Below are 21,312 nucleotides of genomic sequence, written 5' to 3'. Positions count from 1 at the left end.
TCTTGTTATCCTGTGGGGAACTGCTACGCATTTATGGATGCAGGGAGCAATGCTTGTGAAAACCATACATAAATCTACTTTCTAGACTTCAAGGTTTTTTGTAATGGCTTGCTACTAGCGCCTAACCCAGCACAACCATCGAATACTAGAATTTAAGTAAAGCGGTGCGTTAGCCAAAGGCTAACGCAGCCTACCAAAACTGCTGTATTCAGTGCAATTGGGAACCACCATAATTCCCCTCTTCCTAGAAGCGAGGAAGGGGGGATGGGGTTCTACGCGCTAAAGTATTTTGCTTGTGGATGGTAAGCAATAATCGCAGTGGTAGACTGTTCTGGATAAAGTTGTTCACTTTCATCCATATACAAGTTAATTCTGTCAGTCTGCAATAACTCTAGTTGCTTGTACTGATCCTGAATATTTGGGCAAGCAGGATAACCAAAACTATACCGTGAGCCACGATAGCGTTGTGCCAATATATCCCGAATGTTATCGGGTTCTTCAGCAGTAAAACCTAACTCTCGGCGAATTCTGGCGTGTGTCCACTCAGCTACAGCCTCTGCAACCTGCACCGCCATGCCGTGAAAATACAGATAATCTGTGTATTGATTATCTGCAAACAACTTTTGGGCGAACTCTGTTGCAATCTCCCCTACAGTCACCGCCTGCATCGGGAACACATCAATAATTCCTAACTCCTTCGGTGCAAAGAAATCTGCTATGCACAGCCGTCTTAAAGACTTTTGTCTGGGAAACTCGAAAGTTACAATCTGTTGTGATTGACTTTCTGAGTCATATATATGTAGAGAATTTCCCTCAGACTGACAAGGTAAATACCCATAAATCACCTGAGGATGCAACAGATTCTCCTCAAGAATCCGCTGTTTCCAACTTTCTAAAACTGGGTACACTTTCTCAGCTAAGAAAGCCTGATATTCTTCCTTAGATTGTTCCTTTGGTTTGCGGAATTGCCATTGTCCAGCAATTAAAGCTTGTAAATCTAAATGCCAGAATATTTCCTCAATGGGAATATCGCTAGGCTGCAACAATTGCGTTCCCCAGAAAGGCGGTGTAGGACGTTCAATATCTATCGCCACAGCATCAGAACGTCTCGTATCTACTACTTTTGGTTCAGCAGATGCTGTTTCCTCAGCAGTTGTAGTTACCAATTCTTTATGACCATTTGTCGAAACTTCAGCCGTTTCGACTTCGTTCAAAAATCCCTGCAAATCTTCCCAGTTACCAGCAGCCTTTGCTGGCATTAATTTATCCATGAAGTGCAAGTCAGAAAAGGCATCTTTGCCATAAACAACTTTACCTTTGTAGGTTTTTTGGCAATCTTCATGCACAAATTTGGGAGTCAGCGCCGCACCACCTAAAATCACGGGGACACTAATTCCCTTTTCGTTGAATACTTCCAAATTCTCTTTCATGAAGGCGGTGGATTTTACCAGCAAACCACTCATGGCTATACAATCAGCTTTATGCTGTTCGTAAGCGTTGATGATGTTTTCCACCGGCTGTTTAATTCCCAGGTTAATCACCTTGTAGCCGTTGTTAGATAAGATGATATCCACCAAGTTTTTACCAATGTCGTGGACATCGCCTTTGACTGTGGCAATGATAAAGGTTCCCTTGGCATTGTTGCCTGATTCTGATTTTTCCATGAACGGTTCTAGAAACGCTACCGCCGCTTTCATGGTTTCCGCAGATTGCAAAACGAAGGGTAACTGCATTTGTCCAGAACCGAATAATTCGCCGACAACTTTCATGCCATCTAGCAGGAAGGTGTTGATAATCTCCAAGGGGGGATGTTCTTCTAAGGCTTTTTTCAGATGTTCTTCTAAGCCAATGCGTTCGCCGTCGATGATGTGACGCTTGAGACGTTCTGGGATGGGGAGACTTTCATCTAAGGAGCGATCGCGTTTTGTCGTTACCCCAGCAAATACTGTGGTAAGCTCTCCCAAGGGATCGTAAACGCAAACATTACCTTCAAATTTTCGCTCATCATAAATCAACTGGCGACAGATTTCTTGATGGCGTGCCTCAATCTTAGAGAGCGGTAAAATTTTGTTAGCACTGACAATGGCTGCATCCATTCCCGCCGTTGTCGCTTCGTGTAAAAACACCGAGTTCAACACCATCCGCGAGGCTGGATTCAAACCAAAGGAAATATTGGAAACACCCAAAATTACATGACATCCAGGCAATTCTTCACGAATCCGCCGGATGGATTCAATGGTGGCTTTACCGTTTTCTCGGTCTTCTTCAATCCCAGTGGAAATGGGTAACGCGAGGGTATCAAAAAATATTTCTGTGGGTGGTATGCCGTATTCTACAGCTTGACGGTATGCGCGTTGTGCGATCGCAAACTTTTTGTCTGCTGTCCTCGCCATCCCATCTTCATCGATAGTACCAATGACTACACCAGCACCGTATTTTTTCGCTAAATCCAGCACTTTCAAAAAGCGGGGTTCTCCATCTTCGTAGTTGGTGGAGTTCAGCAAAGACTTACCACCGGCAACCTTTAAACCCGCCTCCATCTTTTCCCATTCGGTGGAGTCAAGCATTAAAGGTAATGTCACATTATTAACAATGCGCGAAACTAATTCGTGCATATCACGCACACCGTCACGTCCCACATAATCGACGTTGACATCGAGGATGTGTGCGCCTTCTTTTACTTGCGCCCTCGCCATTGAAACGAGTCCATCCCAATCTTCTGCATTTAGCAAATCGCGGCACTTCTTGGAACCACTGGCGTTGAGACGTTCACCAACAATCAAGAAAGAATTATCTTGGTCGTAGGGCTGAGTGGTGTAAATTGACGCTGCTGCTGGTTCTAAGCTAGGATGTCTAACTTTTGGCTTCAGACCTTTAGCTACTTCTGCCAATTGTTGAATGTGTTCTGGACGCGTCCCACAGCAACCCCCGATCACTTGGACACCCAAATCTTCAACAAAATGCATCAATGACATCCGTAATTCTAACGGTGTCAAGCGGTAGTGCGCTTGACCGCCAACGTTTTCAGGTAAACCCGCGTTGGGAATACAGGAAACGATGAAAGGTGAATGTTCTGCCAGATACTTGATATGTGGTTTCATCAAGTCTGGGCCAGTGGCACAGTTTAGACCGAGAATGTCAATTGGGTAAGGTTCCAGAATTGTCAGCACAGCACTGATTTCTGAACCAACCAACATTGTGCCCATGCTTTCCATTGTCACAGACACCATCAACGGTCTGCGATCGCCTTTTTTGGCAAATACTTCTTCAATACCATTCAGCGCCGCTTTAATTTGCAACACATCTTGGCAAGTTTCCACCAGGAATAAATCGACACCACCATCCCACAGCGCTTCTGCTTGTTCGGCAAAAGTAGCTTTCATGGTGTCAAAGTCAATATGTCCCAAAGTTGGTAGTTTCGTTGTGGGGCCAATAGAACCTGCCACAAACCGGGGTTTTTCTGGCGTGGAAAATTCCGCCGCGACACGCTTCGCCAATTCTGCGGCTGTCTTGCTGAGGTAATAAGCTTGGTCTGCCAAGTCATATTCTGCCAGCACCAGGGACGTACTGCCAAAGGTATCGGTTTCAATTACATCTGCACCAGCGGCGAGAAAGTCGCGGTGAACCTTAGCCACAGCTTCAGGTTTCGTGTGAACTAAGTATTCGTTACAACCTTCATACTGTGGGCCGCCGAAGTCTTCAGCCGTAAGGTTTTGGGTTTGGAGGTTGGTTCCCATCGCCCCGTCGAAGACGAGGACTGGTCTATCTGGACTACGCAGGCGTTCAAGGAAAGAATGAGTCATATTTTCCTAGAAGAAATGAGGAAATCAAGTGAGTCTTGTGATACTCGACTTACTTTATTATTTTCCAAAATTTTGGGAGTTTCGGCAGTATGTAATGGAAAAATTCTTATATACTGAAGCATTTGATGTGCTTATATTACCAATATGCATAGTGGACTAGTTTATACAGAGGTCGTTCTATGGAAAGAAGGAAAATTTTGATTGCGACTAAAATATACCCTTCAATTAGCACCAAATATCAAGAAACAGTCTGTCTCTACCAAATTCTTGAGATTGTCATCAATCAATCTGTTTAGCTGAAGAGGCGAGAAACATCAATGAAACCTCCATGAAGACTTACAATATTTGAAACTTCGGAATACATAGTTCCAACTTTACCCGATTGATTGGTAAATAAATTATGACAACCCACAATTATTAGTAGTTCCTGAGCGCGAGAAAATGCAACGTTAACCCGTTCTGGCTTCTTGGCAAATCCCACATCTCCTTTGCTATTGTTGCGAACCATACTAACAATTACAACAGGTCTTTCCATCCCTTGAAATCTGTCTACCGTACCAGTACGAATTTCTAGTGAAGGAAAAAGTTCAGATTGCAGACGTTCATCAATTTTTCTTAATTGAGCGCCATAAAACGTAATTACAGCAATTTCTTTTTTGGGTTCACCATTAGCAACTCTAGAAGCCCAAGTAGTCTCGAACTGGTGACACAAACTTTCAATCGCATCAATTTCTTGAGTATTAAAGTAAGAAGTTCCGTTCCGTTGCTCTAAAAACTGATTCTCTATGGGCGTTTTTACCCAAAGAAGATGATGAGATTGTTGGACAATTTCACCTGCTAAATTATGTGCACGTTTTGTATCTGGCTCCAAAATCCCAGATTCTAGTTTACCATCATAAAACTGATTGATTGCTCCCATAATAAATGGATGCATTCGATATTGTGTAGTTAGCATTTGTTTGATGCTGTCATCAGCAGACTCAAACTGACTTTTAAATAGAGATTCTTCTAAGAATTGTAGTTCGTCTCGTGTATTACCCATTGTTTGAGCAACTTCTTCTACAGTGCTAGTATCAAGCATGGGTGGTAATTGCCGATGATCGCCTACCATTACTAACTTTTTGCCTTTCAAAGCTGGGATTAGTAACTCTGGTGGAGTACACTTACTAACCTCATCAATAATAACAACATCGAAAGATTTGAATTCTTCAGAAAAACCTCTATTTGCAGCTTGAACACAAGTGATACCAACGACGTTGGCATTATCTAAATATATGCGCCTTAAATCATCGCGATCACCTTCAGTTGGCTGTCTTAATTTTCCTATCCAATCTTGTACAAAATTCTGATATTTATTGAGATAAATTTCATCTTTTTCTAGTTGCTGTTGCCAAGATTCAAAGCTAATATTTATGCTACGTAATAAGTCTATATTAAACAAGTCAGCAGCAGAATTTTCTGGCTTAAATTTATCCGGTATTTTTTGCCATTCTGTCAACCACCAATTCCTTTCTTCTATTAAATTGTCTGATGGCTGTGGTTGCGATTTCTGTTCTGTTTCGCGTAAATTAATTTGTAATTTTTGAAGCTGCTGTAGAGAAATTCCAGTTTCTTCTTGTAGCTTTGATAAATGTTCATGTAGAGAATTTTTAATTATCTCCAGCACAGCAAAAGGTTCTAATAATGAAATTAAGGTTTCAAGTTGACTGATACAAGTTACCCAAGAATTCACTTGATTTGAGAATTCTTGCGGCTGCTCCCAAATATTTGATTGTGTTGTAAGGTATTTTTCAATTAAAATGCGTAATTGAAAAGGTATATTTGGCTGTTGATTAAGTTCTTGTAAGATATTAATCACTCCTCCAAGTTGCAAATTAGCGTTTTGTTGTGCCTTTTCCGCCTCAGCTTGAGTAATGGATATTTGCTGTTGGCTAACTTCATTTTTCTGGAATTCATTTAATTGTCGTTGCAAATGCTGAAGCTGTTGCTCAGTTTCCGTTTTGACTTTTAAAACGCATTGACGCGCATTTGCAAGAATAATATCTAACAATTCTTGTGTAATGCGGGTGAGAGTAGAGTCAATGTTATTCCATTCCCATGATGCACCATAAGTCCGTTGCATTCTAATTAAAAAAACCTGGGTATTCTCAACCAGTAATTTTCGCTGTTTTGGGTTGAGTAGCTGATAATTGTTAAACTGTTGATAGGTTTCTTGCCATTGGGTGCGATCGCTCTTTGATAGCACCATTGGAATCTGACTAAAATTTTGTTGTAAAAAATAGCTAAAATTATGCTGTTTACCCCGCCTATCAGTAAAACCTCCGTCTATTTCATAAGCGATCGCCTTTGTCAATAGCTCCCATTCTGGTAGATTTATTTTATATATTTTTGGAACTATTGGTAATTTTAATGTATTCGCAAACATCAACAAACCTAGCGGCAAGTCCACTAAATTTTCTGTTAGTGGTAAACCTGATTGCTGACAATCTTTCAAAGTTTGATAAAGATGAGAAGGTGCTGTTGCTTTCCATTCTTTAACTGCTGAGATAATGTAATCGATTTCACGTTTACGGTTTTCCCATATCTGGATTGTTTGCTGTATATTTTGCAGTTTGGCAAGATATTTCTGATAATCTGGTTGTAACTGATTTAACGAGACAAAATTTTGTTTGACAACCTCTACTAATGCTGCAACTTCTAAGATGGCTTTACTTGCATCTTGAGCATAAATTAAAGCAGTTTTAAATTCAGAAATTTCTGTAACTACAGTTTCACGCAACCAAGCCGCTAAACCAAAAGCGCCAAGTGCCGGACGCACGAAACCAAGTTCATTAGTATATTTGATCGTTTGACGAACATTTGCTAAAAATTCTTCTACTAAACTGTTACCTTCTGTGTATGGCTTAAGAAGCGGCAAAAAATCTGTAACTTCTGGAGCTTCCCAGTTGATATTTGGTGCAGTATTTAGTATATTTTTAAGTCCTGCAATGAGTGATTCAACTTCATTCTGTTTCTCTACAGTTTCGTTATAAGATTTTTCTTGATTTTTAAAGTTTTCCTCTAGCTTTACCTTATTTTTAGTGAATTTAGTTTGTTGCTGATTAAATTCCTCCTCTGCTTCAAAGTAGGCTGTAAATCTTCGTGATGATGCCAGTAATTGGCTAAATATTTGGATATTTTCGAGCCTTTGAGTAAGATTATTTTCGCAGTCATTTGCTGTATTTTCCAGCCATCTACCAATCACTTGGTCTTCTAAAAATGGCTGTCCTTCTTCCCCAACTTTCTCGGCTCTCCCTTTGCGTACAGCCCGAATCACTGGGTTGTGGACTAATCGACTCAGGGCATTATCTACTGCTAAATTGGCTTGAGAAGCGATTAAGGTACGTCCACCGCGAAGGGCTATTTGATAGCAAATCTCGGCAATTACGGTAGTTTTACCTGTACCCGGTGGCCCTTGGATAAGAACAAGATCCTTCGCAGCAAGTACCTTTTCTACTGCTGCTTTCTGACCAGGATTAGCAGAAGATAACAATAAATCTTGTGGTTGAAGTTCAACAGTTGTTTTGATTTGTCTAGCCTGGAAAGCATCGAATAAAAAGTTACCTAAGTAAGGATTTTGAGTGTAACCATTATTCAAATCATCTAAAGCTTTTTTCTTGCGCTGAATCTGCTGAATATCACCAACTGCCTCAAAACACAAAAATCCTGTATCTGGCAACTTATAACGCTCTGCTGACATGAATTCAGCTAAGTCGCGTTCTAATCTGAGGCTGATAATACAACGGTTGGGGTCAACTTCCTCAACAGTCCCTAATTGACGACCGCTAATCCAATTTTTGCCGACGGGAGCAGTTTCAAAAAGTTTTAAATCTTCGCTTTTTGTGCGTCTTGCTCGTTCCCAGAAGTTTTCCATGTCGAGGGAATTTTGATAAAAGCCGTCAAGAGTGGCTGAAGCTACATCAATTTCAAAACTGATTCGCCTTTTGAAGTTATAGTTGTGACTTACATAACGCACACAAAACTGACGTGCTTTAGCGATTTTTTCCTCAATTTGCAAAAACGCTTTCCAAGCTTTAAGCTGATCTTCTGTAGGCACATGCTCACCACACATTGGCGCGGCTGCGATGCGTTTCAATGTTGCAGGTGGAATGTCGAGATGATGCTGATGATTAGGTAGCAAACGTAAGCGACAAGGTATAGCATAGCTATCGGCGTGTCCCCGTGAGGGTTGTAACAACTGAGCCGAAAGTATTTTTATACCATCGCGTCCATCTTTTGGTACAGCCGCTCTAAATCCTAATGTTTTTCTGAGCTTCTCAAGTCTTGCGGGTAATGGAAAATCGTCGGAGTCTGTTGCTATTGTCAAATCCCAAATTTCTTCCCTTGCTTCTTTCCCCGCACCTTTGCGACGCACATAAAATAGAGAAGGCTTTTTCCCGACACATTCCAACATTAACTGATTGGCGCGATCGCGCCTGTCCCTAAAATCGGGATATGATTTAAGGGAGGTTTCACCTTCAAGATGGCGGATAAAACTATCAATTGCTGAAGCTATAAACATATAGCCCCAATCTTCAGAGCTTGTTTTATTTTTCGAGGTTTTTGCTGTTAGTTTATTTACCGCTAGACGAATGCGTTCTGCGTCAGATTCTGAGATTGTACTCGTATGGCTTTTGACGACAATTTTGAGCTTTTCACAAATTATTAATAGCTTCTTGCTATCTAAATTTAATTCTTTTGCTAGTTCGTAAATTCTGAGTTTGCCGTTATTCATCCACTATTACCTTTGCCCGTATTAGCCCAATCTTCTTGAACGTTTTACAGATTTTAAAATACTTTTTGTAATCGTAAAAAGCATGATTATTCTGACACCGTAAAACAAGGCATCTAATAAAAATACATCAAGATTTATATTCTGAAAATCTTCAGCCCCAATTCTCTCCCAGCCATGTACAGGTGAGCCAGCATTATCATCATGCACTATTGGGAATGGAAATCCAGCCCTTAAGGAATTACCACCCATACATGCATTTGGAAGACATGGTTCACCGAAGCATAATCGCTCACAACCAGGAGGATTCTGATACCACAGCGATAATATAACGAACGGAATTCCTAAGAATGAACTCAATATTATTGCTGCTATTGCTTCTCTAAATTTGCTCATCTAAGGAACTTCAAAAGAATAAATTAATCAAAAAACTCAAGCGGCTGCATCAAAGTTTATACTGTCGGTAAACTTCACTAGCGGCACGATGCAGTAGCGAATGCCGCCAGACTAAAGATTTCATATCATCAGCATAACCGCCGCCAATAACGCAGGCGACAGGATAACCGCTACTCATACAGGTACTTAAAACCTGCATTTCTCGGCGAAAAATCCCAGCATCAGTTAGGGCTAATTTTCCCAAGCGATCGCCTATATGAGGGTCAACACCAGCATCATAAAATACTAAGTCTGGCTTGACTTTAGATAATAAATCTGCTAAATAACTCGCCAAAGTTTGTAAATAAGCGTCATCCTCCATTCCCACCGGTAAAGGAACATCCAAATTGCTGTTTTGTTTAGTACCGGGGAAATTGACTTCGCAGTGCATGGAGAAAGTAAAAACGCTGTCGTCGTCTTGGAAGATAAAAGCTGTGCCGTCTCCTTGATGGACATCTAAATCGACAATCAGGATTTTTTGGACGAGTCCGAGTTTTTGTAAAACGCGACAGGCGATCGCTAAATCATTGAAAATACAAAAACCAGATCCATAACTAGGAAAGGCATGATGAGTTCCACCAGCCGTATTACAAGCTAAACCCTGTCTTAGCGCCATTTTTGCAGTGAGTATCGTACCACCTACAGCTACACAGGTACGATTTGCTAATGCTGGACTCCAAGGCAAACCAATGCGTCGCTGTGCTTTGGGGTCTAGGGTTCCCTCACAGTAAGCTTTAACGTAGTTTGGAGTGTGGACTAATTCTATTAACTCTGGCGGGGGACGTTCGGGGGTGTAAAACTGTTCTTGATTAGCTACACCATCAGTTAACAGTAACTCGTAGAGTTGTCGGAACTTAGACATCGGGAAGCGATGTCCTTCAGGCAGGGGAGCAATGTAATCTGGGTGGTAAACAATTGGCAAGTCCATAATCCAGAAAATCTCAAACAGCTAATCCGACAACTAACAAGGTAAAATTTAGCCATAATCGCAGCAACTATGCTGTTATCCTAAATCTAAAATTACAAATTTAAAATTGATATGATGGAATGGATTACACCGATAGCATTTATTCTAGCTGGCTTACTGGCTGGATTAATTGGTGAAAAAGTTATCTTCAAAAAACTGGAAACATTCGTTAATAATAAACGAATTGCGGGGGGTAATATTATATTTCACTCTCTGCACCGCATGACTTTTATCTGGTTTGTCATTGGCGGTTTTTTTTGGGCAATTCTGAGTTCTCCCCTTAAGCCAGATATTGCGATCGTACTGCAAAAAGTTCTGACGATCGCACTACTGTATTCAGTAACCCTTTTCTTAGCCAGATTGACTGCTGGTTTTGTTAATTTATTTATTCGCAGAACAGAAGGAGTTCCCACATCACTAATTTCTAACCTTGCTAAGATTACTGTTTTAGTTTTGGGAACATTAATTATATTGCAAACAGTGGGTGTTCAAATTACACCGATAATCACAACTTTAGGGATTGGTGGTCTAGCAGTTGGTTTGGCACTTCAAGATACCTTAGCAAATTTGTTTTCTGGCTTTTATTTAATTATTTCTAAGCAAGTTAGAACCGGAGACTATGTAAAATTAGATGCTGGGCAAGAAGGATATGTCATAGATATTTCTTGGCGCAATACGACAATTAAAGAAATCTCAAATAATGTAGTAATTGTTCCCAATTCTAAATTGTCTTCTGCGATTTTCACAAACTATCATTTACCCGCAAAGGAAATTACTTTAACAATGGATGTGGGTGTCAGTTATGATAGCGATTTGGAACAAGTTGAAAAAGTAACTGTAGAAGTTGCCAAAGAAGTCATGCAAGAAATTGCACCTGAATTAAAAGAAAGTGAACCATATATCAGATTTCATACTTTTAATGATTTTAGTATAGATTTTACGCTTTATATGCGCGTAAGTGAATACTTTGATCAGCGTATTGGTAAACATTTATTCGTTAAAAAATTACACAAGCGCTATCAGCAAGCAGGAATTCAAATTCCTTTTCCGATTAGAGAAGTGTATAATATTCAAGATAATTCAGCTATGGAACAAAATTAGCCCTGGCGACTAGAAGTCGCACGCCAGTTGCTCATGGGGGAAACCCCCTTGGCGCTAGCCTCTCCCTTTGGGAGAAGACCGCACTGGCTTGGCTACATAGGCAAAACCCGCCTGCGCGGGTTGAAAACCTTGATTCTAATCGCTAGAGCTAGATGCAAGATGTGAGCTAACTTAGATTGCTAATGCTCGTTTTTCTAATGGTAATTCAAAACGATCGCCTGGTTTTGGCTCAAGCACTTGCGTCGAAAGATTGTTTTTCTCTAGTAACGAGCGAAATTCTTCAGCATTTCCTTTAGTCTGAATCAATTTCATCAGTAATCCCTCAAAGGACACATCCCCACCAGCCGCAGTAGGTAATATTACTTGAGGTTTTAACGACTTTACTACTTCTAAAGCACTATTTTTACCTTTAATAATCGGCCCAAGCAAAGGTAGGGTCATGTCAATAAACGGCGTAATCACTACATCAATAGGTGCAGCTTGCTGAAGTTGTGGAGAATGATACCCATGAGGCTCGTAGTATACAGTTAAACCACTCTCCAATTCTTTGAGGAGATAACTATTTTCGACCAGAGTGGGGCCAATAGGGGAGCCGGGGAAAGCCTTAATTTCAATTTGATTATTTAAAGTGAAAGTTTCACCATGAGCCAATACTGTTACCTGGGTGTAACCTAATTGCTGCACTACCTTGGCTGCATTGGGAGAAGCTACAACCTTGATGCTGTGATCCAGTAGCTTCAGCGTTGGTGGATGAGCGTGGTCTTCTAAACCTTGAGATAGCAGGATCAGATCAATGTTATCTGGTATTGGACGCTCTTGCGATCGCGAACCTTTAAATAACCATTCCAAATTACTAAAAATTAACGAGCCAACCAGCCAAGGGTCAATTAATATTCGTTTCCCGCCGATTTCCAGGAGCCAAGAATTACTGTCTAACCAAGTTAAAAACATAAATTTTGTGAAGATAACGCCTACCTTCATTATCAATCGTGTCAGCTTTCTTAGTAAGCACTAAGGCCAATACTTACATTTGTCCAGTCAAGTCTACACACGGAGTTTTTTTAATGTCTGATCTTGGTTTGACTCACATTGCACTTGCAGTCAGTGATGTTGATGCAAGTATCTCATTTTATGCAAAGTATGCTCAGATGACAGTTGTGCATCATCGCATTGATCAAGCGACTCAATCAGATGTTGCTTGGATTAGTGACCTGACTAGACCTTTTGTGATTGTCCTAATTAAAGTACCTAAAGTAGAAGGCGCACTTTTACCACAATCCCATCTTGGAGTAGCTTATCCGAATCATGAGGAAATTGATCGCCTATGCAATGAGGCACGCACTGAGGGAATACTGCTGGCTGGACCAAATGACTTGGGCCCTCCAGTTGGTTACTGGGCTTATCTTCGAGACCCAGATGGTCATACACTAGAAATTTCCTATGGTCAGGAAATTAGTTTTACAGTCGAGCAAGCTAGAGACGCGATTAATCGCGCCTCTTAAAAAAATAGTATTACCTGTTACCAGGAGTGCGTCCACCTTCATCGTTACTGCCACCGTGAGGACGGGAATTACCTGGGTCACAGCCCTCAGCACCATTACCAATTCCTTGGTTGCAATTGCGACGCGGTTTAACGCCCTCGGTCGAAGTTTCAGTCTGCTCCTCAACTGCAACTTGTTGTTGTCCAACTACGTACTGTGAGGAAATTTTTGCTACCTGTCCAGTGCTAGACAGGGCTTGGTATAGCAAAGCAGATACTTCAGACCTGGTTGCTACCCGTTCAACATTTAGCAAGTTCACATTGGGATAGTTGACGACTATACCGCGTTGTGTCAAAGCTGCAATCAGACTGCGATATTCACGACGAATAGTAGTTGCATCGCTGTAAACAGATAAGATTGTGTCCGTAGAACTGCTGCTTTGATAATTTAGTCCCCGCGCTAATGCTACCAAAATATCAAGGCGAGAAAGGCTTTGACTGGGGTTGAAATCTTTGCCAATAACAGCGTTTAAAAAGCCCATTTGATAAACTTCGCTGATGGCATTGTAAGCCCAATATTGAGTTGAGACATCTTTAAATGCGATCGCTTGGCGAATTTTCCCCTTGGCAAACGCTTTTCGCAACATTGCCGCAAATTGAGCGCGAGTTACTGGTGCATCAGGGCGGAAAGTCCCATCAGGAAAACCTTCGAGAATTTCCATTGAGGCCAATTCGGCAATAAAATCTTTAGCCCAATAGTCTGTGGAAACATCAGAAAACCCAACTTGGAGAGCGCGAGACATTCCAACTTGGCGATAATTCATCAGCATTTGGCTGATGTCGTAGCTAGAGTTATCGCTGACTTCAATCACCTGCACCAAGCTGCCAGGAGTAGCTTGTAAAGCCTCTGCCAAGTCGGAACTAAAGACACTAACGAACGACTGACGGACTAAAGCATACTCACCCTGAGTGAAAGAGACGGGATAAACGCTGGTTGCTGCAATTTTTGACAAGCCTTCTACTTGGAACTGACTACCTTGGAAGGTTTGGGAACTGCTCAGAAAACTAACACGTTGGTCGCTGACTTGGGTGAAGTAGTCGTAGGTAGTGGTACCTGCGTCAATAGTGCCGTTTTGGTCAGCATCAACACCGTAAACAGTGCGAACGACTTGATATTCTGTAGGCTTGGCTGACAAAACCAGGTTAACTGTAGTATTTGCCGATAAACATTCAAATTCGCTATAGCCAATAAAGCGGTTTTGAACATCATACAATCGCACGACGATGCGATCGCTAGCTTTTAACCCCTTAGCAAATTTTGCTTTTTGCTTAATCTTGTACTTGTAATCACCCAAAAACCGCTCTTTTAAATAGCCCTTGCCACCTTTACTCTTGACAGAAATGCGAGCAATCACCTCTGACAAGTTACCGGATGGTTCCCAAATAGCAAGGCTAAAACCTGTTTTTTTCCCTTTTGCAGAAACACTACTAGTGCGGCTTTCTGTGGTGATAGTTTGGCGCTCAATAGTAGTAGTACGACTCCTTGTTTCTACTTTTTTATCGGCTAAAAGTTGTTGATTTGTGGAATTATTAGATATTTGGGCGACGGTGGTAGAGAACCCTGAAGTTGCATAGGCAGAAGCTATTGGCGAAAATATTGCCACAGAGGTTGCAGCCAGAACAAACTTGCTCATTTGAGCAAAGTAATTTTGATTCATGTATTTCATCTCACACTACCATTCGTCTAAATAGTCACAGGGGTATTTGGTATCCCTTGACTTATTAATCCCTTGGGGTGGATGGAACTAACATCTAATCAGTGGGGAGAGACGCGATTAATCGCGTCTGTACGGAGTAGGGAGTTATGAGGTCAGAGAACATTACTATATTAAAGAAACACTTTATTAATCTTAATAATGACTGTAACGACACAGCAGCTTGCAACCCAAGACGCTTTTGAAAAATTCATTTGGACTTGGCAGGGTTACAAAATCCAGTACACTGTCATGGGTACAGGACGCCCTTTGGTACTGGTTCACGGCTTTGGTGCTTCTATTGGGCACTGGCGGAAAAATATCCCAGTTTTAGCTAATGCTGGCTACCAGGTATTTGCCATAGACCTTTTAGGTTTTGGTGGTTCCGATAAAGCGCCTATTGATTACAGCGTGGAAGTTTGGGTGGAACTGCTGAAAGATTTCTGCATAGCACATATACACGAACCTGCTGTATTTATTGGCAACTCCATCGGCGCACTTTTGAGCTTAATAGTACTGGTAGAACATCCAGAAATTTCTGCTGGTGGTATTTTAATTAACTCTGCGGGTGGGTTGAGTCATCGTCCCCACGAATTGAACCCGCCGCTACGTGTTGTCATGGCAGCTTTTAATCGGTTTGTGCGATCGCCAATTACAGGTAAATTTGTCTATAACCGCATCCGTCAAAAAGCCCAAATTCGCCGCACCCTCTACCAAGTTTACCGGAACCGTGAAGCCGTCACCGATGAATTAGTTGATTTGCTTTATACTCCCTCTTGCGACCCAGGAGCGCAAAAAGTCTTCGCCTCCATTCTCACAGCCCCTCCTGGTCCAAGTCCAGAGGAACTTTTGCCCAAAGTAGAACGTCCTCTATTAGTAATTTGGGGTGCTGATGATCCCTGGACACCAATTACTGGGGCCAAGATTTACGAAGAAGCGCGTGAGAATGGCAAAGACATCAAAATTGTTCCCATTCCCAATGCCGGTCATTGTCCCCACGATGAGGTTCCAGATGTAGTTAATGCTCAGATTGTCGATTGGCTAGCACAAAGTTAACAATTTTGCGCCAAGACGCAAATGCAAAGGAACTTTCTGCCGATGCGCCTTGGCCCATGCGGGGTAGGAATAGGGCTAACAATCTGGGTGAGTGGATCTTAATCTTTATAATTGCACCTTGACAGAATCAAACTCATGTGACGTGTAATGGAGCTTGATGTGCGTAATGGACATAAAGGGGCAATTCCCTTAAATCACCATCCAGATTTTTCCAAACAAGGCTATCAAGTTATCAGCGAACTAGGACGCAACCGAGAAGGGGGACGCATTACTTACTTAGCTAATGTCCTCAACTCTAAGCAACAGGTGGTGATTAAAGAGTTTTGTTTTGCTCGTGCGGATGCTGATTTGTCAGGTGTAAAAGCATATCAGCGCGAAATCGAAATTTTGCAGCAACTAAATCATTCTCGCATCCCCCGCTATATAGATTCTTTTGAAATGCCAGGGGCTTTTTATCTGGTGCAGGAATACAAAAATGCCCCATCTTTAGGCTTAACGAGCGGCTTTAATCCAGAAGAAATAAAGCAAATTGCTTTGTCAATTTTAGAGATTTTGGTTTATCTACAAAAGCAAATTCCGCCAATTATTCATCGGGATATCAAGCCAGAGAATATTTTGGTTGATGAGCAACTAAATGCTTATCTGGTTGATTTTGGTTTGGCTAGAATACAGGGTGCAAAAGTAGCTCTGAGCAGTTTTGTAGCAGGAACCCCAGGTTTTATGCCACCAGAGGAACAGTTTGGTCATTCCTTGACTGAGGCATCAGATTTATATAGTTTAGGAGCAACACTGATTTGCTTACTTACTAATACCCGTTCTGTTGAGATTGGGAAATTAATTGATGATAACTATCGCTTTAATTTCCAGCAATTAGTTCCTCAAATCAGTCCGCGTTTCCGGCGGTGGTTGATGAAAATGGTGGAACGCAACCGAAAACATCGCTATGCTAATGCAGCTATTGCTTTAAAAGCACTTGGGCCAATTGAAGTTGTTGGTAGTGCCACTGGGATAGATAATTTAATCAGGACAATCAAACCTAGAAAACGAGCTACTTTGTTGGGACTAGCTACTGTTGTTACACTGGCTACAATGGGGGCAACTTTGATGAGTTGTCACCCCGGTAATACGGTTAGGCAATTACTGGAAGCTACAGAATGTCAAAGTTTTGATTTAAACGCAAGTTGCCAAGAAAAAACCGGACATTAAGATTAATTAGGTTGTATCTGGCTAAGAATTACAGCGGTTTTCAATTGAATAAACTACACCTTTATCCCTCTTAGGAGAGGGATAGGGTCACAAAATATTGTGCCCCTAAAATTATGTGTATTTCACACTTGTGAAAAATGCTGACATTTTTATAACTATCAAAGATTCGCTAACAGAGTCAAAAAACTACACGCCTAATAGCCTATTTTGGTTAATAATTTAATTGTGATAAATTATTTCTTACTTTCTCCAGCATCTCTTTATATAGAGGATCTTGAAAACCACTTCCGAAAGACCCACTTAAATATTGTTGTAAAAGGTTTTCTGCTGCCTTGTAATCTGTCCTCGCACTTTCTTTATTCCCTAAATCCTTGTAAAGATTACCTCTTAATAAGTACTCGTCAACATTGGAACTACTATCACCAATTAATTGAGTCAAATCTAAAATCGCTTTCTGTTTTTCGCCTAATTTTTCATAAGCCCTAGCCCTATTCCAGTATGCAGGATTACTAAAACCAAGCCTACCTGTATTTTGCCTAATTACTTCGGTATAGTCTACTACTGCGGCTTTGTAATTTCCAAGTGCATGGTAAGCATTAGCACGATGATAGTAGGGTTCTTCAGCTTTAGGATTTAGCCTAATTGCTTGCGTGAAAGAAGAAACTGCGGCGAGTGAGTCTTTTTGGCAATCTTGTTGAAAGTGTCCCATGCCTATGAAGTCGTCTATTGTATTAAGATGTGGTGGCATAGGAGTTTGGCAGTCAGTAGAGGCATTAGAAGCTGGTATTTGTGCAAGTAATGGTAGCGAAAAAACTAGCAGCACAATAGGTGATGCATAAGCTAATAAAGAAGGTATAGAGAAAACAAATTTCATAATTTATATAATCCAGAAAGATTTTTAGTTAACGTAGAACTAGTGTTCACAGGTTGCACCTTTCTCTAGGGGAGCCGCATCATCTCAATAAAAACATTATATATATTGCCAAAAATAATTAAAGTAAGCTTATAAGATGCCTTATAGCCTTGGCTAACGCACCATCCCAATAAACAAGCCTAAAGCTTGGGCAATCTATTCTATAGGTAAGATGTCTGCGGCATGAATCTGAAACGATAACTAACTAAAACAGTACGATTGTTCTACTATAAACAGATTAAAGATAGTATTATTAAGGACTGTTTCATAAGAAACTCCTTCTTCGCCGCCCAATATGTCAGACCAACAGCTAGTAGCATCCTTGAATGGACATCTTCCGTACCCAAGCCACAACAGCCAGAATACCATTCGGATTCGGGGTGCTAGGCAGCATAATCTGAAAAATATTGACTTGGAATTGCCACGCGATCGCCTAATCGTATTCACTGGCGTTTCTGGTTCTGGTAAGTCTTCCCTAGCCTTTGACACCATTTTCGCTGAAGGGCAACGTCGCTACGTAGAATCCCTCAGCGCCTACGCACGACAATTTTTAGGACAACTGGATAAGCCGGATGTGGAAGCCATTGAAGGCTTAAGTCCAGCAATTTCCATTGACCAAAAGTCAACGTCTCATAACCCCCGTTCCACTGTGGGTACGGTGACGGAGATTTACGACTATTTGCGGCTGTTGTTTGGTCGGGCTGGTGAACCCCATTGTCCGATATGCGATCGCTGTATTGCACCCCAGACAATCGATGAGATGTGCGATCGCATCATGGAATTACCAGATCGCACCCGCTTCCAAATTCTCGCACCCGTTGTCAGGGGCAAAAAAGGCACACATCGTAAGCTTTTGTCAAGTCTGGCTTCTCAAGGTTTTGTCCGCGTGCGAATCAATGGCGAAATCCGCGAACTGTCAGATTCCATTGAATTGGATAAAAACTTTACCCACACCATCGAAGTGGTAATTGACCGCTTGGTAAAAAAGGCTGATATTCAGGAGCGTTTGGTTGATTCCCTGTCTACGTGTCTCAAGCAATCGGGTGGTATTGCAGCCATTCTGGTGAGTCTGCTTGGTGACGACGGACAAGAAAAAGAAGAAGAATTAGTATTTTCAGAAAACTTTGCCTGTCCAGAACATGGCGCGGTAATGGAGGAACTATCACCGCGATTGTTCTCCTTTAACTCGCCTTATGGTGCGTGTCCACACTGTCATGGAATCGGGACTTTAAGGAGATTTGCGCCAGATTTGATCGTACCCGACTGGGAAGCGCCAGTTTATGCTGCGATCGCGCCTTGGTCAGAAAAAGATAATTCTTATTATCTAGAATTACTCTATAGCGTCGGACAGATTTATGGGTTTGAGCTACAGACAAATTGGAAAAAGCTGACAGAAGAACAGCAGCAAATTATTCTCTATGGAGAGAAAGATGAACGAGCCGCAGAGGCACAAAGAAAGCAGAGTTTTAAAGGTGCTATTCCAATTTTGCAACGGCAGTATGAGGGTGGTTCGGAATTAATTAAACAAAAATTAGAACAGTATTTAATCGATCAACCGTGTGAAGTTTGTAAGGGAAAACGGTTAAAACCGGAAGCCTTGGCGGTGAAGTTAGGACAATATGGAATTTTAGAATTGACTACCGTATCAATTCGGGATTGTCGGGAGAGAATTGAGCAATTCCAGTTGAGCGATCGCCAGTTACAAATTGCTGATTTAGTCCTGCGAGAAATCAAAGCAAGATTGCAATTTTTGTTGGATGTAGGTTTAGATTATCTCACCCTTGACCGTCCAGCCATGACCCTTTCGGGTGGCGAAGCCCAACGAATTCGCCTAGCAACGCAAATTGGTTCTGGATTAACAGGAGTTCTCTACGTTTTAGATGAACCAAGTATTGGTTTGCATCAACGAGATAATGGCAGATTGCTGAAAACCTTAACTAAATTGCGTGATTTGGGTAATACATTAATTGTCGTTGAACACGATGAAGAAACAATTCGTGCAGCCAACCATATAGTTGATATTGGACCTGGTGCAGGAATCCACGGTGGAAATATTATCGCCCAAGGTGATTTTGAGGCGTTATTAGCAGCAGAAGATTCTTTGACAGGTGCATATTTATCAGGAAGGCGAGTAATTAACACACCAGCAGAACGCCGAGAAGGGAATGGGCGTAGTTTGGGAATTAAAAATGCCCATCGCAACAATTTACAAAATATAGATGTAGACATTCCATTAGGTAAACTCGTCTCCATCACTGGTGTGTCTGGTTCTGGCAAATCTACGCTGATTAACGAATTACTGTACCCATCTCTGCAACACCATTTAACTAAGAAAGTTCCCTTACCCAGACATTTAGATAAAATCCAGGGATTAAACGCGATTGATAAAGCGATCGTTATCGATCAATCCCCAATTGGACGCACACCACGTTCTAACCCTGCAACTTACACAGGAATTTTTGATGCCATTCGGGATGTCTTTTCCCAAACAGTAGAAGCCAAAGCTAGGGGTTACAAACCTGGACAATTTTCTTTTAACGTTAAAGGTGGACGTTGCGAAGCTTGTAGCGGACAGGGTGTGAATGTTATTGAAATGAACTTTCTCCCGGATGTTTACGTGCAATGCGAAATTTGTAAAGGTGCAAGATACAACCGCGAAACTTTGCAAGTGAAGTACAAAGATAAGTCAATTTCTGATGTTTTGAGAATGACAGTTGAGGAAAGTTTAGACTTTTTCCAGAATATTCCCAAAGCGATCGCGCGTTTGCAAACCTTATTTGATGTCGGGTTGGGTTATGTCCAACTAGGACAACCTGCGACTACCTTATCTGGTGGAGAAGCACAACGGGTAAAATTGGCAACAGAATTATCTCGACGCGCCACAGGAAAGACACTTTATTTAATAGATGAACCGACAACAGGGTTATCTTTTTACGATGTCCATAAATTATTGGATGTATTGCAAAGATTGGTGGATAAAGGCAATTCAATATTAGTAATTGAACACAACTTAGATGTAATTCGTTGTTCTGACTGGGTGATAGATTTGGGGCCAGAAGGTGGCGATAAAGGCGGAGAATTGATTGCTGTGGGTACACCGGAGGAAGTTGCAAAAAATCCCAGGTCTTATACTGGGCAATATTTGCAGCAAGTTTTGAAACAGTATCCAGCGATGAAGAAGTCGTAAGTAAGAATGCGTTAATTAAATCTAATAATTTTTGCATATATTACAGCATAATTCAGAATTCAAAAGTCAGAAGTAAAACAGGCTTTATACTTACCTTTGAGACTTATACCAATTTAATATGAAGCTGCATAGAAAAGGGCTTCTAAAATCAAGTTATTTGTATTGTTAATTACATTTTTAATTAACTTACTTCGTCTTTAAGTACAATGACAATTAACTATTTTGATTGATGTTTTCATATTAGATATATTCTTAACTAAAAATATGTGGGCTTTAGCGATCGCTAATGTAGCTTGTAGATAAGCAATGCACAGATACATCTATTAATCTGACTCATTAACACATAGCGTCTCCGACAGGAGAAGACATCGCTAACTCAAACGACAGAAACCGTCAGGACTGCGACTAACTCTATTCAAGTGTAACTCAACATTTAAAGGACATTTAAACATAGCTATTACTTCAGTTGAGCAGATCAACCCGCTCCACTGGTGTTGATATTGCATGGAGCAGGAGGTTATGTGGAGGGTGCGCTAAAAATCCTCTATCATCTGGCAATACACTTTGGGACTATTCTGTTGGCATTACTGATGCTCAAAACTGGCAATAAAAGAAAGCAAAAAAGCTACATTAGGAGTT

At 41.3% G+C, this 21,312-nt stretch carries 12 protein-coding genes; 5 read left to right on the top strand and 7 right to left on the bottom strand.

Annotation, left to right across the window (positions count from 1 at the left end):
• Positions 1-272: 272 nt before the first annotated feature.
• The 4 genes from metH to ACEYW6_RS00565 form a co-directional block, all read right to left on the bottom strand.
• Positions 273-3,803, bottom strand: a complete 3,531-nt coding sequence (metH, locus tag ACEYW6_RS00580) for a methionine synthase (protein ID WP_412978227.1) — start codon at positions 3,801-3,803, stop codon at positions 273-275.
• A gap of 292 nt (positions 3,804-4,095) precedes the next feature.
• Positions 4,096-8,577 (bottom strand): translation initiation factor IF-2 N-terminal domain-containing protein, encoded by a 4,482-nt coding sequence (locus tag ACEYW6_RS00575; protein ID WP_412978226.1) that lies wholly within the window; start codon positions 8,575-8,577, stop codon positions 4,096-4,098.
• Between the two features lie 21 nt (positions 8,578-8,598).
• A complete protein-coding gene (locus ACEYW6_RS00570) occupies positions 8,599-8,970 on the bottom strand; it encodes a hypothetical protein (protein ID WP_412978225.1) in 372 nt (123 codons plus the stop codon).
• Between the two features lie 49 nt (positions 8,971-9,019).
• Positions 9,020-9,937 (bottom strand): histone deacetylase, encoded by a 918-nt coding sequence (locus ACEYW6_RS00565; protein WP_412978224.1) that lies wholly within the window; start codon positions 9,935-9,937, stop codon positions 9,020-9,022.
• Positions 9,938-10,048: 111 nt separating this feature from the next.
• Here ACEYW6_RS00565 and ACEYW6_RS00560 point away from each other — a divergent pair, with 111 nt between their 5' ends.
• Positions 10,049-11,077: a mechanosensitive ion channel family protein gene (locus tag ACEYW6_RS00560; protein ID WP_196509049.1), complete on the top strand. Its 1,029-nt coding sequence runs from the start codon at positions 10,049-10,051 to the stop codon at positions 11,075-11,077.
• Positions 11,078-11,248: 171 nt separating this feature from the next.
• On the opposite strand, the gene ACEYW6_RS00555 is transcribed toward ACEYW6_RS00560, so the two are convergent.
• Positions 11,249-12,028 carry an MBL fold metallo-hydrolase gene (locus tag ACEYW6_RS00555; protein ID WP_412978223.1) on the bottom strand — a complete coding sequence of 260 codons (780 nt, stop codon included), beginning with the start codon at positions 12,026-12,028 and terminating at the stop codon, positions 11,249-11,251.
• Between the two features lie 113 nt (positions 12,029-12,141).
• On the opposite strand from ACEYW6_RS00555, the gene ACEYW6_RS00550 reads away from it, so the two are divergent.
• Positions 12,142-12,579 (top strand): VOC family protein, encoded by a 438-nt coding sequence (locus ACEYW6_RS00550; RefSeq protein ID WP_412978222.1) that lies wholly within the window; start codon positions 12,142-12,144, stop codon positions 12,577-12,579.
• Positions 12,580-12,589: 10 nt separating this feature from the next.
• On the opposite strand, the gene ACEYW6_RS00545 is transcribed toward ACEYW6_RS00550, so the two are convergent.
• The gene (locus ACEYW6_RS00545; RefSeq protein ID WP_412978221.1) at positions 12,590-14,275 is read right to left on the bottom strand and encodes an S-layer homology domain-containing protein; all 1,686 of its coding nucleotides are present in this window, start codon (positions 14,273-14,275) and stop codon (positions 12,590-12,592) included.
• A 198-nt stretch (positions 14,276-14,473) separates the two neighbouring features.
• On the opposite strand from ACEYW6_RS00545, the gene ACEYW6_RS00540 reads away from it, so the two are divergent.
• Together ACEYW6_RS00540 and ACEYW6_RS00535 are read left to right on the top strand one after the other, a co-directional pair.
• Positions 14,474-15,367, top strand: a complete 894-nt coding sequence (locus ACEYW6_RS00540; RefSeq protein WP_412978220.1) for an alpha/beta fold hydrolase — start codon at positions 14,474-14,476, stop codon at positions 15,365-15,367.
• A 147-nt stretch (positions 15,368-15,514) separates the two neighbouring features.
• Positions 15,515-16,573 (top strand): serine/threonine protein kinase, encoded by a 1,059-nt coding sequence (locus tag ACEYW6_RS00535; protein WP_412978219.1) that lies wholly within the window; start codon positions 15,515-15,517, stop codon positions 16,571-16,573.
• Positions 16,574-16,784: 211 nt separating this feature from the next.
• Here the strand turns inward: ACEYW6_RS00535 and ACEYW6_RS00530 are convergent, their stop codons facing one another.
• Complete coding sequence (locus ACEYW6_RS00530) at positions 16,785-17,447, bottom strand: tetratricopeptide repeat protein (protein WP_412978218.1); 663 nt, start codon at positions 17,445-17,447, stop codon at positions 16,785-16,787.
• Between the two features lie 334 nt (positions 17,448-17,781).
• On the opposite strand from ACEYW6_RS00530, the gene uvrA reads away from it, so the two are divergent.
• Positions 17,782-20,673, top strand: a complete 2,892-nt coding sequence (gene uvrA / locus ACEYW6_RS00525; protein WP_412978217.1) for an excinuclease ABC subunit UvrA — start codon at positions 17,782-17,784, stop codon at positions 20,671-20,673.
• Positions 20,674-21,312 lie beyond the last annotated feature (639 nt).

It is taken from the genome of Nostoc sp. UIC 10607 (assembly GCF_047228265.1).
GTDB classification, from domain to species: domain Bacteria; phylum Cyanobacteriota; class Cyanobacteriia; order Cyanobacteriales; family Nostocaceae; genus Nostoc; species Nostoc foliaceum_A.
The sequence above is the reverse complement of the archived record's forward strand: the minus strand, read 5'-3'. Positions and strand labels throughout refer to the sequence as shown.